Origin of the sequence: Cryobacterium sp. CAN_C2, assembly GCF_015751745.1 — a bacterium.
Taxonomy (GTDB): Bacteria; Actinomycetota; Actinomycetes; order Actinomycetales; family Microbacteriaceae; genus Cryobacterium.
In genome coordinates this window covers 1-13,376 of the sequence record NZ_JADOUX010000015.1, presented here as the reverse complement: position 1 = coordinate 13,376, position 13,376 = coordinate 1, and the positions used below count along the sequence as shown (strand labels likewise).

Below are 13,376 nucleotides of genomic sequence, written 5' to 3'. Positions count from 1 at the left end.
GCTTTAGTCTACGAAAGCTCTCTGTGACTAAGCCTTGGCAGCCTTGAGCATGTAGCCGAAGCCACGCTTGGTCTGAATGAGCGGTTCGCTCGAGTGCACGTCAACCTTGCGGCGTAGGTAGGAGATGTAGCTCTCGACGATGCCGGCGTCACCGTTGAAGTCGTACTCCCAGACGTGGTCGAGAATCTGCGCCTTCGACAGGACTCGGTTGGGGTTCAGCATGAGGTAGCGCAGTAGCTTGAACTCGGTGGGGCTCAGCTCGATGGCCTCGGTACCCACGAGAACCTCGTGGGTGTCCTGGTCCATGGTGAGTTCGCCGGCGCGGATCACGGCATCTTCGTCGGCGTGCATGGTCCGGCGCAGGATGGCCTTGATGCGGGCGACGATCTCGTCGAGGCTGAACGGCTTGGTCACGTAGTCATCGCCACCGACGGTGAGGCCGGTGATCTTGTCTTCGGTGTCGTCCTTGGCCGTGAGGAACAGAATCGGGGCCGTGTAGCCCGCGGAGCGCAGGCGCTTGGTGACCCCGAAACCGTTCATGTCGGGCAGCATGACATCAAGAATGATGAGGTCGGGTTCCTCTTCAAGCACTGCAGAAATTGCCTGGGCGCCGTTGCCGACGGCACGCACAGCAAATCCGGCAAAGCGGAGGCTGGTGGTCAGAAGATCGCGGATGTTCGGTTCGTCGTCGACGATAAGGATGCGGGGGCCGTCAGTCATGACCCTAGTATCTGCGCGTTAGCTGGGGCTTTGCTGAGAGTGAACGGTGTGTGGTGGGATAGGTGGCCGATGATCCCATGGGCGGGGCGAATTACCGACATGATGGAAGGCAGTGATCGACTTGTTCCAAGGGTGAGGACCGCTATGACCAGCATGAGAACCACCGTCGCTTCGGGAATCGTGTTGCCACAACTCGATGCCCCGCGCCGCCTGATCGGCGGCCGCATTTTCGACTTCGATCGCGAGGTCGCCGTGATGGCCATCATTAACCGTACTCCCGACTCGTTCTACGACCGGGGCGCAACGTTCGCGCTCGACGCATCCGTTGGAGCGGCCCATCAGGCCATTGCCGACGGGGCCGACTGGATCGACATTGGTGGTGCCAAGTTCGCGCCGGGACCGGCTGTGCCGATCGATGAGGAGATTGACCGGGTGGTGCCGGTGGTCGAGGCGCTGCGTGAATCGGGCGTCGTCATCTCGGTCGACACCTTTCACCCCGCCGTGGCGGCCGCGAGCATCGCCGCCGGGGCTCACGTGATCAACGACACGACCGGCGTGCACGACCCGGCGATGGCCGACGTCGTCGCTGACAGCGACGCCACCCTCGTGATCACCCACAGCCTGGCCGCGCCACGGATGCCGTATCCCTCACCCCGCTACGACGATGTCGTCGCCGAGGTCCGCGGCTTTCTGCTGGCCCGGGTCGACCGTGCCATCGGGCGTGGGGTGCCGCGGGAGCGGATCATCATTGACCCGGGCCACGACCTGAACAAGAACACCCGGCACTCGCTTGAAATCACGCGCAGGCTTGGCGAGATCACCGGGCTCGGCCTGCCGACGCTGGTCGCCGTCTCCAACAAGGACTTCGTGGGGGAGAGCCTTGACCGGCCACGCGGCGAACGCGTCGAGGGCTCGCTCGCGGCCGCGGTCGTCTGCATTCTGCAGGGTGCCCGCATCGTGCGCATGCACAACGTGCGCGCCGCCGTCGATGCCGTGCGCATGACCGAGGCCGTACTCGGGTTTCGTGAGCCTGCCTACGAGCGTCACAACCTGTAACCCGCCACAACCCTTGACCGCGCCACAACCTATGACGGAGGCTGACCCGTGTTGAATCGTGAAGAGCTCATTGCCAAGTATTGGATCGGTAACCGCACCGAGCCGCGGGTGCGAATGAATTTTGTGTCGAGCCTCGACGGCGCGGGCACCCACGACGGCCGCAGCGGCGCCCTCGGCAATGCGGACGACAAGTTCGTTTTCGATACGCTGCGGCTGCTCACTGACGTGATTCTGGTCGGGGCCGGCACGGTGCGCGCGGAGGGGTATGGCGGCATCCACGCAAGTGCAGCGGATGCGTCGTGGCGCAACCTGCAGGGCTGGCCGCCTCAGCCACGGGTTGCGATCGTTTCGTCGCGGCTCGACCTCGACCCGGCGCACGGGGTGTTTACCGATTCCCCGCTGCGACCGCTGGTTCTGACGCACGCGGCCGCGCCGGCCGAGCGGCTGGCGGCCCTTTCCGAGGTGGCCGACGTGTTGATCTGCGGCGAGACCGAGATCGATCCGGTCGCGATGGTGCTCGCGCTCGCCGTGCGCGGAATGCCGCAGATTCTCTGCGAGGGTGGCCCGCACCTCTTCGGCGCCCTGATCGAGGCGGACTGCGTTGACGAGCTGTGTCTGAGCCTGAGCCCGGTGCTCGAGGGCGGCCCGGCCAGCCGCATCGCGAGCGGCGGGGCGCAGATCAGTCGCCCGATGACACTGCTACACGCTCTGCCCGCCGGCGACATGCTCTTTCTGCGCTACGAACGGGCGTGACCTGCGCTCGTTGGTCGAGCCCGTCGAGCCCGTCTGTGACCAACGGCTACGCGGCCTCGAGGCTCTGCGCGTCGAGAATCGTGTAGCTGTAGCCCTGCTCGGCGAGAAAACGCTGGCGGTTCTGCGCGAAGTCCTGGTCCACGGTATCGCGGGCGACGAGGGTGTAGAAGTTCGCCGACAGTCCCGACTCTTTGGGGCGCAGCAGCCGCCCGAGGCGCTGGGCCTCCTCCTGGCGGGAGCCGAACGCCCCAGACACCTGGATGGCCACCGTAGCCTCGGGGAGGTCGACCGAGAAATTCGCGACCTTCGACACGACGAGCACCTTCACCTCGCCCACCCGAAACGCCTGGTACAGCCGTTCGCGTTCATCGATCGGGGTGGCGCCGGTGAGCTGCGGAGCGTTCAAGACCGCGGCGAGTTCGTCGATCTGGTCAAGGTACTGGCCGATCACGAGGATGCGCTCGCCCTCGTGCTTCGCAATCAGAGCCTGCACCACGCCGAGCTTGGCCGGTGCGGTCGCGGCCAAGCGGTAGCGGTCGTCGTCTGCCGCAGCGGCGTAGCTGAGCCGCTCCGACTGCGGCAGGTCGATGCGCACCTCGTAGCAGTTGGCCGGGGAGATGAAGCCCTGGGCTTCGATCTCCTTCCACGGGGCGTCGAACCGCTTCGGGCCGATCAGGCTGAATACGTCGCCCTCGCGGCCGTCCTCGCGCACGAGCGTGGCGGTGAGGCCGAGACGGCGGCGGGCCTGCAGCTCAGCGGTGAGCTTGAACACGGGCGCGGGCAGCAGGTGCACCTCGTCGTAGATCACCAGGCCCCAGTCCATGGCGTCGAGCAGTTCGAGGTGGGCGTACTCGCCCTTGCGCTTCGCGGTGAGAATTTGGTACGTCGCGATGGTGACCGGCTTGACCTCTTTCACCTGGCCGGAGTACTCGCCGATCTCCTCCGGCGTCAGCGTGGTGCGCTTGAGCAGCTCGTCACGCCACTGGCGGGCCGAGACGGTGTTGGTCACCAGAATGAGCGTGTTGGTCTTCGCGGTGGCCATCGCGCCGGCTCCGACGAGGGTCTTGCCGGCGCCGCAGGGCAGCACGACCACGCCGCTGCCGCCATCGAAGAAGCTCGCGACGGCCTTGTTCTGATAGTCGCGCAGCGCCCAGCCGTCCTCCTTCAGGGCGATGTCGTGCGGGGTGCCCGGCGTGTACCCGGCGAGGTCTTCGGCCGGCCAGCCGAGCTTCACGAGCTCCTGCTTGAGCTGGCCACGCGCCCACGGCTCGACCAGGTATGACTCCGGCGACGGATGCCCGATCAACAGTGGTGCGATGCGCTTCGCGCCGGCAATCTCGGTGAGCACGGCCTGGTCACTGCTGTGCAGCACGAGAGCGCCCTCGGAGTCGCGTTCGATGACGAGTCGGCCGTAACGGCCGACCGTCTCGGTGATGTCCACGCGGACCGTCTGCGGTATGGCGAACTTGGAATACTTCTCGAGCGTGGCGAGCATGTCCGACGCGTCGTGCCCGGCCGCACGGGCATTCCACAGGCCGAGCCGCGTGATGCGGTAGGTGTGGATGTGCTCGGGGGCTCGTTCCAGCTCGGCAAACACGGCGAGGTCGTGACGAGCATCCTCGGCAAGAGGGTGGGCGACTTCGAGCAACACCGTGCGGTCACTTTGGACAATCAGGGGGCCATCAGACATAGCCCCCAATTCTACGCCCGTCTGGAGTCGGTCCCGGCACGCGGCCGGTATCCACGCAGCGGGTCAGGGGGCCGGGGTGATACTGCGGATGCTCCGGAGCGGCAGGGTGCGCTCAATGTCGGCGCGCCGGTCGCGGGCCCGAAAACGTCCGTTGCTGACGCTGGCCGGTTCGAGCAGGTAGTCCACCACCGCGCCGCCGGGCATCGCAATGCTGACCAGGATGGTCTGCTTGGCCTTGATGGCGGTGTCCAGTTGGCGGGCGAGCCAGGCATCCGCTACCGACACCGTGCTGTCGGCGCCGACCCGCAGCTTCTCGACCAGGCTCAGGGCGGCGTCGACCGTCGGAACGAGAGTGATGACCCGGGCGATCTGGTGTCGGCGCAGGTGCACGATCTCGCCGAGGTTGTTTTCGGCGGCAACCGGATAGCGCGCGTCGCTGAGTGCCCAGAACACGGCGTCGCCGGCGAAGCGGCTGAGCAGGTGCGCGCCGTCCCCGGCGCGCACGAACCCGAGCGGGGCCAGGGTCTGGTCGACGGCCAGGGTGCCGAGCAGCGCGGCATCCGTTGAGGAGACGTAGCTCAGAAAGACGGTGTTGTCGCCGACCGGGGCGACCGGCGCGGTCGCGGCTCCAGCGAAATTGCCGACCCGCACCCGGCCGTACCGGGACGCCGATTCGTTGATGAGGTAATCAACCGGCTGCGGAATTCCGGTGAGCGAGATCGACGCGAGAAAAGCGAGCAGCGACGCGGCGTTCTCACCCGCGGCCAGGGCGCGATTAACGGATGCCGCGGTGATGCGATAACTCGACGCCAGCTCTCGGCTTTCCACGTCGGCCAGGCCGCGCAGGCGGGCGTCGATCGAGGGAGCGAGCGGACCGGGCGCGACGATCGAGAGGTCGTGCTGCAGATACACGGCGCCGACTTCGGCCGGCAGCGCGGTCGCCATGGTGGCGACAGCCGCCTCCGGGTCGCTGCGCAGCACACTGGCGCCGGCCGTGCTGGTGGTGTCGTGGGCGGTGATACCGAGCAATTCGGCGTCGCGGGCGAACTGGGTCAGCTGGGACAGCATCCACTCGCCGCCGGCCGGGTAGAGCCAGGCGATGAACGCGGTGAGGCCGTCGCCCCAGAGCAGACCGGCCTGCCGCGGCAGAATGTCGGCCACGATCGACGGGAGCGCCGCCCGCCAGGCCGCGGCGAGGGCGGCCCAGCGAGCGGTCGTGCGCTCAAGCAGCCAGGCTTCGCCGGCCTCGGTTTCCATCCAGTAGCCGTCGGAGCGGGCGAGCAGGTCGGCCCGTGAGGCCAGGGCCAGAATCGGGGCAACCAGGTCGACGTCGACCGTCATGACGGCGGCCAGCCGCTTGGTGTCGGGCAGGCCGAGACCGCCCCGGCTGAGTTCTCGGGCGGGCTCGCGGCTCAGATCGTTGACCAGCTCGGCGATCGACGACACGACCGCGAAGGCGCGTTCGGTGGCCAGCTGGTCGATAAAGACAATCTCGGTGTCGGCAACGGCAGCCAGGACGGCCGGGGGGAGGGTGGTGGCCAGGTCGGCCACCCCCGGAAGGCCCTGTGCCGGCCACGTTGCCAGGTGGGCTGAGACGGCGTCGTAGGGGATGCAGCGTCCGTCGTTGTGGTCGGCGAGAAGGAGGGTGTGCAGGGTGTCGACCCGGCGGGCCACATCGGTGAGCGCGACCTCAGCCGAACCCAACGCGCACAGCCGACTGGTCACAGCGTTTAGGGAGGGCACGGAACCACTACTCGTCAGTTGCCCCGCCACGGCCAGAACGGCGAGCGTCGAGCGGTCCAGGTGGCTGAGGGCCAGCTGGATACTTCTGGAATCGAGCAAGGCCTCCGCGAGATCGAAGAAGTCGTGGATGCCGCTGGTAGAAACGTCCCGCACCCCGATAACGCGCCGCAGCTCGGCATCGGGCAGAGCACGAAGTCTCGATGCGAGCCCGAGCATTACTCGCGGTCTCGTCGAGCTTCGCGACTGCGACGAACTCCCACGGAGACCATGAGAGAGATGATGAGCACGAACCCGGCGGGCAGGCCGTAGAGGGGCAGAATGAAGATCGGCGGCCAGATGCCACGGCTGAATCCGTCATTCTGGCCGACGCCCATCGCCGTCGCGATGATGACCGCGAGAAAGGCGAGAATCGACAACCCGACCACGCTCGCCACCATGTAAGCGAGAACACGTTCAAGCCGGCTGACGGGTTGGGGAGTTTGATTGATCACAGGCTAAGGATACGGGCACGTCGGTGCCGCAACCGAATATGCTGGTAGCACACCCCGCGCACTTCTGTGCGCCTAAAACTCAGTGAGGTTCAGATGCCCACCGGCAAGGTCAAGTTTTACGACGAGGAGAAAGGCTTTGGCTTCATCACATCCGATGACGGCCACGAGGTCTTCCTCCACGCTTCCGCCCTGCCCTCCGGCGTAACCGTCAAGGCCGGCGTGAAGCTCGAATTCGGTATCGCCGACGGCAAACGCGGCGCCCAGGCACTCTCGGTACGCGTGATCGAAGCACCGCCGAGCCTGAGCAAGTTCAACCGCAAGCCGGCCGATGATATGGCCATCATCGTGGAAGATCTGGTGAAGCTGCTCGACGGTATCGGCACCAATCTCAAGCGCGGACGCTACCCCGAGAGCAGCCACAGCAAGAAGATCGCTGCGATGCTGCGCAAGGTTGCCGAGGAACTGGATGCCTGAGACGACCCCGCAATCCACTCTGCAATCCACCGACGCCACCCTGCTCGCGGCCGTTGGTTTGGCGCGCACGGCTTTGCTGGAGATCACGACCGACGACACCATCGGCGAGGTCATCGGACACATCGACGAGGGCGACCTCGTGGTGTCGCTGTTGTTCGACTGCCTGATGACCGGTTACCCGGGGTGGCGTTGGACGGTCAGCCTCGCACGGGTCGACCAGAACTCCGAGCCGAAGGTTCTCGAAACCGAGCTCACGCCCGGCGACGATTCCCTGATCGCACCCGAGTGGGTGCCGTGGTCGGATCGTCTCGTCGACGACGATATCGCAGCGGATGCCGACGATGATGACTCGGACGACGATGACTCGGACGACGATGACTCGGACGACGATGACGACGAGTCAGATGATGGTTCTGACGACGACGAGTCAGACGATGATGACGACGACGACTCCGATGACGACGCAGAGTCGGTGGAGGACGATGCGGAGGACTCACTCGACGCCCTCGACGGCATCGACTTCGATGAGGCGTTAGCGGCGGCGGAGCTGAACCCAGACGAGACCGCCGAGGCCGAGGCCAAGGCCGATCACAGTGCACCACAGCCACCAACCCGTTCCCGCCGCGCTCGCCGCCCCTAGCTCCAAAGTTTGCGGCGCCGCCCACGGGGCGATGAGCGCGGCGCCGAGAGCAACCAGCCAGAGCAGGGTGCCGGCGAACAGTGCCTTGCGGGCATCCGTTCTCGCGGGCAGCGGATCGGGCCGACGTTCGCTGTCTTTCAACCAGAGACGCATGACCCGACCTTTGCTTTTTAGTTGCCGCGGTGTGCGACGACATGCTCGATCGACGCCACGAGCCTCTTGACGTCTTCGGGGTCGATCGCGGTGAAGGTTCCGATGCGCAGCTGGTTGCGGCCGAGCTTGCGGTAGGGCTCGGTATCGACGATGCCGTTGGCGCGCAGCGTCTTGCTGATCGCGGAGGCGTCGATGGCGTCATCGAAGTCGATCGTGACGACGACCTGCGAACGGTGCGTCGGGTCGGCCACGAACGGGGTCGCGTAGTCGACACCCGACGCCCAGTCATAGAGAACGGATGACGACGCCTGCGTGCGCGCAGACGCCCACGCCAGCCCGCCGCTCTGGTTGATCCAGTCGATCTGGTTCTCCATCAACAACAGCGTGCTGATGGCCGGCGTGTTCAGCGTCTGGTTCAGGCGCGAGTTGTCGACGGCGTTCTTGAGGCTGAGGAACTCCGGAATGTACCGGCCGCTCGCGGCGATGCGTTCAACGCGCTCGATGGCCGCCGGGGAGAACAGCGCGATCCACAGTCCGCCATCGGAGGCGAGGTTTTTCTGCGGGGCGAAGTAGTAGACATCCGCTTGGCTGGCATCGAAGTCGATGCCAGCGGCCGCGCTCGTCGCATCGATGACGGTGAGGGCGCCGGCATCGCCGGCGACGCGAGTGACCGGGGCCATGACGCCGGTCGAGGTCTCGTTCTGGGGCCAGGCGTAAACGTCGATGCCGCCCGTCACGACGAAATCGCTGCGTGAGCCGGTGTCGGCCTTGATCACGTCGGGAGCCTCGAGCCACGGGGCAGCGGCCGCCTTGGCGAATTTGCCACCGAACTCGCCGAAGACCAGGTTCTGTGCGCGATTTTCGATGAGGGAGAAGGCGGCGGCGTCCCAGAACGCGGTCGAGCCGCCGTTGCCGAGCACAACTTCGTAGCCGTCGGGAATGCGAAACAGCTCGCCCAGGCCGGCGCGCACGCGACCGACGAGGTCTTTCACGGGTGCTTGGCGGTGCGAAGTGCCGAGCACGCCGGTGCCGAATCCGAGCAGGTGGTCGAGCTGTTCACGCCGGATTTTCGATGGGCCGCAGCCGAATCGTCCATCGAGGGGGAGCAGATCGGTGGGTATCAATAGGTCGGCCATACGGCGATTCTAGTTGCCCCGCCACGGGCAGGTAGGCTGGTGACGCTGTGCGGGCCATTGCCGAGGCCGCCAACGAAGCACCTTTCAGCCACTCGATGAACGGTGCGCGCACGAGCCGAATGAAGGGCTGCGGATGAGCGATCTGATCGACACCACCGAAATGTATCTCCGCACGATCCTCGACCTGGAGGAGGAGCAGATCGTGCCCCTGCGGGCCCGTATCTCCGAACGGCTCGGTCATTCCGGCCCGACGGTCTCGCAGACCGTCGCCCGCATGGAACGAGACGGCCTCGTCGTCGTGTCCGGCGACCGGCACCTGGAACTCACCCCGGCCGGCCGCAGCAAGGCCGTGCACGTGATGCGCAAGCATCGCCTGGCCGAGCGGCTGCTGAGCGACGTGATCGGGCTCGAGTGGGAGTTCGTTCACGACGAAGCGTGCCGCTGGGAGCATGTGATGAGCGAGCAGGTCGAACGCAAGATTTTGGAGATGCTCGGCCACCCGACCGAATCGCCCTACGGCAACCCGATCCCCGGCCTGGATGAACTCGGTGATTCCCCGGCGGTCGCGTTCATGGCCGGCGTGACCAACGTGCTGTCGGTGGTCGCGAATTCGACCGTGCCGGTGACGGCGGTCATCCGTCGTCTCGGTGAACCGGTGCAGTTCGACCCCGAGCTGCTGCTGCAGCTCAAGCAGAGTGGCCTGATGCCGGGCGCAACCGGGGTGTTTTCGGCCGCCGGATCGTACGTTCTAGTTCAGGTCGAGGGTTTCGGTGCCGGTCTGGAACTGCCGCACGAGGTCGCCAGCCATATTTTTGTCACCACTCCAACCGGCTTTGTGCCGGTCGCTCACTGACATCAAGCCGATTCGCTGCTCGGTGAATCGAGCCAGTTGTCTCGACCTTTCGGCTGGCCCGTTACCAATCCGTTAGAAAAGTACCGCTTCAGGGTGACAAATGGGCCTCGTTCTTGTAGCCTCGGGGATGTCCCACAGACCAGAAACGCTCGAAGGACTCCAGTCAAGACGCCTGCTTGCCCCGTCTCTTGATCTAAGAACACACCCGCGATCAGCGAAGTGACGGGACAACAACCTAGTGTTGTCGAGGCGCCGGAGGTTAAAACTTTGGCTGCATCAGGAACGAGAAGGTCCCGGCGCGGGCTGAGTCGAACATCCGATTCACTGGAAACAGTGGAATCGTCGGCACACAGCCAACGAGTCCTGCCGCGCGTGGCCGCGAAGAAGCGCCGTGGCGGCATCGCCAATATCGTCGTCATGACCCTCGCTACCGGCCTGGTCGCCACAATGGCCCTCCCCGCCTATGCATTCGCTCCCGGTTCCAAGGACGCGTCCTTCAGGGCCAGCGAGTCCACGGAGATGTCCAAGGCACAGGCGCAGGCCGTTGAGGTTGATGCGCAGTCCGCAACCGTGAGTGTCGCTCGCGAAGGATTCACCGCTACCACCCCCGAAGAACTGGCCGCTGCTGCCGCCGCTGCCGCCGCCGCAGCCGCAGCGGAAACCCGCCGCGTTGAAGTTGCCGCGCAGATGACCTCCTACGCCGCGAGCTACTCCGGCCCGAGCGCTGCCGACTACCTGTCGAAGCCGGCCTACCCGAATGTCGATCTCGCATCCGTTTTCAATGTGGCCTCGCAGTATCAGGGCGTGCCGTACGTCTTTGGCGGAGCCACCCCGGCCGGTTTCGACTGCTCCGGCTTCATCATGTATGTGTACGCGCAGTTCGGCATCAGCCTGCCGCACTCCTCGGTGGGTCAGGGCGCAGCCGGCACCCGCATTGCCATCGAGGATGCCGTGCCCGGCGACCTCGTGATCATGGACGGCCACGACGGCTTCTACGCGGGCAACGGAAACATTCTGCACGCCCCGTACACCGGCCAGTCCGTGCGGATTCAGCCCATCTGGACCAGCGACTACTACATCGTGCGGATCGGCATCTAGGGTGCCCGTGGGGTGAACTCTCGGTAAAAGCTCACACAAACGGCGCACACAGGTTCACCTGTTGCGCCATTTGTGGGTTAACCTAGTGCCCTGATGTAATTGTAGGTATAAGGAGAGCCCATGCATGAGCGACGCACTATCCACACCATGGATGTGCGCGGTCGCGAGTGCTTTCGGCATAGTTGTCAGAGCGAAAAGAGCTGCGTGAGCGGCCCGAAGGCGTTGTCATTGTGACGACGCCTTTTTTTGTACACATTTTCGCTCCGTCATGCTTTTGTTCTTTACGCATCGGATGTAGTTCGAATGGCTGGAAGCCGTCCAGCCTCCTTCGAAAGGGAGCGCATGCGCACACTGGTACTCAATGCGGGCTACGAGCCCCTCGCCGTCGTCTCGTTCAAGCGAGCGCTCATTCTGGTGATGAACCAGAAGGCGACAATCGTGCAGTCCGATCAGAATCACCCCGTTTTCGCGGCCTCCGGCTCGTGGGATCGCCCGAGCGTCATACTGCTCACGCGGTACGTGCGCATCCCGATGTCGCGCCTCGTGCCGGTGAGTCGCCGCGGGGTGTTGCGCCGCGACGACCACCGTTGCTGTTACTGCGGCAAGTCAGCGGCCACCATCGACCACGTGCTGCCGCGCTCGCGCGGTGGCCGCGACACCTGGGACAACCTCGCCGCCTGCTGCCTGCGCTGTAACAACCTCAAAAGCGACCACACCCCGGCCGAGATGGGGTGGAAACTGCGCTTCACGCCCCGCATGCCGCAGGGAACAACCTGGATCGTGCGCGGCGTTGAGCGACCCGAACAGGAATGGCACGCCTACCTGGCCCCGGCCGCCTGAGTGCCCCCGTTGGTCGAGCCCAGCACGCCCCGTCGTCGAGACCCCCCGTCGACTCCGCCGAGCCTGTGCAGCGCAGCCGCGACCGGTTGCGGCTAAACTTTGTAAGTCAGCCTCTGTAGCTCAACGGAAGAGCAGTTCCGTCCTAAGGAAACGGTTGGGGGTTCGAATCCCTCCAGGGGCACCACACTTTACGGCCCTGCATCCCTTGTAAACACTGGGCTGTAGGGTTTTCGTAATTCTCAGGAATGGCCGTTTGCCCACATAAAAGACGCGAGGCAACGATCGATGTAGAGCAAAACCATGAGCGAGAGCGAGCCAAGAATGTATCGAGCTGGGCGTGGTCAATCGAGATGGTCAGTGCTCACAGAATGCCCGTGTTCCGAGTACGCGGTAACCAGTTGAGCGCTGCACCGTGACGCCGGCCCCAAGTGAATGTCGGTGGTCAACTGCAGAATCATTTCCATAAGGCTGCGTCAAAGCGAAAGGCAGAATTGTGGTGCAGATCACCGAGCGTGACGAGGCGATGGTGCAATGGCTCGACGTTGTCCGGTTGGCCGACGTGGAGGCGGTGCGCGGGGCTCTCGGCGCGTTCGCGGGAGCCGGCCAGCCGCTGAGCTTGCGGCGGGCACAAATGTGGGTGGCGCGCATGACGGCCATCGGCTGGCTGGATCGGTCCCGGCCGACCTATCGGGACGGATCAATCGTGTGGGCCACCCGCTTGGCGATCGGCAAGCCGCCGCCGAGCTTGTTTCGGCAGACCACCCGACACGAGGTCGCCGTCGCGCCGGTGTCGGCACGATACTTGGCGCAGGGCTTCACGTGGCGGCGGGATCGCCAACCGGCGGGACACCGTGAGCATCAAGCCGATGGCGTCGCCAGTCGGGACGGCATCGTCGAGCTCGTCGAGGTGGAGCTGACGCCCGAGACGTGGCAGCGTTACCAGAAGATCGTGACCAACCACGCCTACCGCCTCGTGCACGAGGACGTCGACCGGGTCGCGTACTTCTGCACGGCCGACGCCCATCGCGCCATCACCCGCGAGGCCGACAAACGGCTCGTGCGCACCGAACGCCCACGGCTGGTCTCCTACCCCTGCTTCGACGCGCGAGGCATCTGGATCGGCCCCAACCTCGACGCCGGCGACCACGCCGTTCAACTCGAGGCAGCAGCACAACTGGACGACGGCGGAGCCTGGGACAGTTCTGCTCGTGCTCGTGCCCGCGCCTGAGTACCACGCGTAAGAACAGCAGCCCTCGGCGCGCCGGTCGGAGTGCCGCGAGCTGAGTGTGGTGGCTGCTGATGGCCGTCATTCCAGCGGCGCGGATCGAAGTCCTGGGTAACGAATTGCAGGGATTATTTTCTGCCCCGGTTAGCCCCCCTTCACCGGGCATTTTCTCGGACGGGTCTTACGGGACTGTGGTCTTCAGGCGCCGTGCGGAAACCGCAAAACTGCCCACACCTTCAACGGTAATCCGTTGGGCGTCCGTCTTACGGGCAGCGGATGAGCCCACGCGCGACGGCAGGATGTCTTCAGCAGCGTTGGAGCCGTTGGCACTTGGGAGACGCAAAGATGATCTTGTACTCGTGTCCATTGGACACAGGGTGGTCACACTCGTAGAGTGACAAATGCGCGCCGTGAAGTAGCTGCGCGATCGTGCAGGCTCTCGACGCCGAGACGCACACGACTTGGAGATTGGGGCACCGCATGACTCAGTCACGTGGCCATGCC

General features: G+C 65.1%; 13 protein-coding genes and 1 tRNA gene. 9 read left to right on the top strand and 5 right to left on the bottom strand.

All coding sequences use genetic code 11. From position 1 onward, the window contains the following. Positions 1-27: 27 nt before the first annotated feature. Positions 28-720 (bottom strand): response regulator transcription factor, encoded by a 693-nt coding sequence (locus tag IWX77_RS12195; RefSeq protein ID WP_092112483.1) that lies wholly within the window; start codon positions 718-720, stop codon positions 28-30. Positions 721-873: 153 nt separating this feature from the next. On the opposite strand from IWX77_RS12195, the gene folP reads away from it, so the two are divergent. Together folP and IWX77_RS12185 are read left to right on the top strand one after the other, a co-directional pair. Further along, positions 874-1,776, top strand: a complete 903-nt coding sequence (folP, locus tag IWX77_RS12190; RefSeq protein ID WP_196844853.1) for a dihydropteroate synthase — start codon at positions 874-876, stop codon at positions 1,774-1,776. A gap of 48 nt (positions 1,777-1,824) precedes the next feature. Next, on the top strand, positions 1,825-2,529 hold the full coding sequence (locus tag IWX77_RS12185; protein WP_196844784.1) for a pyrimidine reductase family protein: 705 nt from the start codon (positions 1,825-1,827) through the stop codon (positions 2,527-2,529). A gap of 46 nt (positions 2,530-2,575) precedes the next feature. Here IWX77_RS12185 and IWX77_RS12180 read toward each other — a convergent pair whose 3' ends face one another. The 3 genes from IWX77_RS12180 to IWX77_RS12170 all read right to left on the bottom strand — a co-directional run bounded on the left by IWX77_RS12180 (position 2,576) and on the right by IWX77_RS12170 (position 6,453). Next, the gene (locus IWX77_RS12180) at positions 2,576-4,219 is read right to left on the bottom strand and encodes a DNA repair helicase XPB (protein WP_196844783.1); all 1,644 of its coding nucleotides are present in this window, start codon (positions 4,217-4,219) and stop codon (positions 2,576-2,578) included. A gap of 63 nt (positions 4,220-4,282) precedes the next feature. Next, on the bottom strand, positions 4,283-6,178 hold the full coding sequence (locus tag IWX77_RS12175; protein WP_196844782.1) for a helicase-associated domain-containing protein: 1,896 nt from the start codon (positions 6,176-6,178) through the stop codon (positions 4,283-4,285). Further along, entirely contained in the window at positions 6,178-6,453 is a 276-nt protein-coding gene (locus IWX77_RS12170; RefSeq protein ID WP_196844781.1) for a hypothetical protein, read from the bottom strand. The genes IWX77_RS12175 and IWX77_RS12170 overlap by 1 nt, the downstream gene beginning before the upstream one ends. Before the next feature lie 93 nt (positions 6,454-6,546). Here IWX77_RS12170 and IWX77_RS12165 point away from each other — a divergent pair, with 93 nt between their 5' ends. Together IWX77_RS12165 and IWX77_RS12160 are read left to right on the top strand one after the other, a co-directional pair. Continuing rightward, positions 6,547-6,927, top strand: a complete 381-nt coding sequence (locus tag IWX77_RS12165) for a cold-shock protein (RefSeq protein ID WP_196844780.1) — start codon at positions 6,547-6,549, stop codon at positions 6,925-6,927. Continuing rightward, positions 6,920-7,567, top strand: coding sequence for a DUF3027 domain-containing protein (locus tag IWX77_RS12160; protein WP_196844779.1), 648 nt, complete (start codon positions 6,920-6,922; stop codon positions 7,565-7,567). The genes IWX77_RS12165 and IWX77_RS12160 overlap by 8 nt, the downstream gene beginning before the upstream one ends. A 170-nt stretch (positions 7,568-7,737) precedes the next feature. On the opposite strand, the gene serC is transcribed toward IWX77_RS12160, so the two are convergent. Further along, positions 7,738-8,856, bottom strand: a complete 1,119-nt coding sequence (gene serC / locus IWX77_RS12155; RefSeq protein WP_196844778.1) for a phosphoserine transaminase — start codon at positions 8,854-8,856, stop codon at positions 7,738-7,740. A gap of 133 nt (positions 8,857-8,989) precedes the next feature. Between serC and IWX77_RS12150 the strand changes: the two genes are divergently transcribed. From IWX77_RS12150 to IWX77_RS12130, 5 genes are all read left to right on the top strand, one after another. Further along, positions 8,990-9,709: a metal-dependent transcriptional regulator gene (locus IWX77_RS12150; RefSeq protein ID WP_196844777.1), complete on the top strand. Its 720-nt coding sequence runs from the start codon at positions 8,990-8,992 to the stop codon at positions 9,707-9,709. 333 nt (positions 9,710-10,042) lie between these two features. Beyond that, positions 10,043-10,807, top strand: a complete 765-nt coding sequence (locus IWX77_RS12145) for a C40 family peptidase (RefSeq protein WP_196844776.1) — start codon at positions 10,043-10,045, stop codon at positions 10,805-10,807. A 342-nt stretch (positions 10,808-11,149) separates the two neighbouring features. Next, a complete protein-coding gene (locus IWX77_RS12140) occupies positions 11,150-11,647 on the top strand; it encodes an HNH endonuclease (RefSeq protein ID WP_196844775.1) in 498 nt (165 codons plus the stop codon). Between the two features lie 109 nt (positions 11,648-11,756). Then, a tRNA-Arg gene (locus IWX77_RS12135) sits at positions 11,757-11,831 on the top strand. 309 nt (positions 11,832-12,140) lie between these two features. Further along, positions 12,141-12,875, top strand: coding sequence for a hypothetical protein (locus tag IWX77_RS12130; RefSeq protein ID WP_196844774.1), 735 nt, complete (start codon positions 12,141-12,143; stop codon positions 12,873-12,875). Positions 12,876-13,376 lie beyond the last annotated feature (501 nt).

Excerpts from the sequence above, each read along its gene's own strand:
- folP (WP_196844853.1), top strand. The coding sequence starts at position 874 with ATGAGAACCACCGTCGCTTCGGGAATCGTGTTGCCACAACTCGATGCC.
- serC (WP_196844778.1), bottom strand. The coding sequence starts at position 8,856 with ATGGCCGACCTATTGATACCCACCGATCTGCTCCCCCTCGATGGACGA.
- IWX77_RS12165 (WP_196844780.1), top strand. The coding sequence starts at position 6,547 with ATGCCCACCGGCAAGGTCAAGTTTTACGACGAGGAGAAAGGCTTTGGC.
- IWX77_RS12140 (WP_196844775.1), top strand. The coding sequence starts at position 11,150 with ATGCGCACACTGGTACTCAATGCGGGCTACGAGCCCCTCGCCGTCGTC.
- IWX77_RS12175 (WP_196844782.1), bottom strand. The coding sequence starts at position 6,178 with ATGCTCGGGCTCGCATCGAGACTTCGTGCTCTGCCCGATGCCGAGCTG.
- IWX77_RS12160 (WP_196844779.1), top strand. The coding sequence starts at position 6,920 with ATGCCTGAGACGACCCCGCAATCCACTCTGCAATCCACCGACGCCACC.
- IWX77_RS12150 (WP_196844777.1), top strand. The coding sequence starts at position 8,990 with ATGAGCGATCTGATCGACACCACCGAAATGTATCTCCGCACGATCCTC.
- IWX77_RS12180 (WP_196844783.1), bottom strand. The coding sequence starts at position 4,219 with ATGTCTGATGGCCCCCTGATTGTCCAAAGTGACCGCACGGTGTTGCTC.
- IWX77_RS12195 (WP_092112483.1), bottom strand. The coding sequence starts at position 720 with ATGACTGACGGCCCCCGCATCCTTATCGTCGACGACGAACCGAACATC.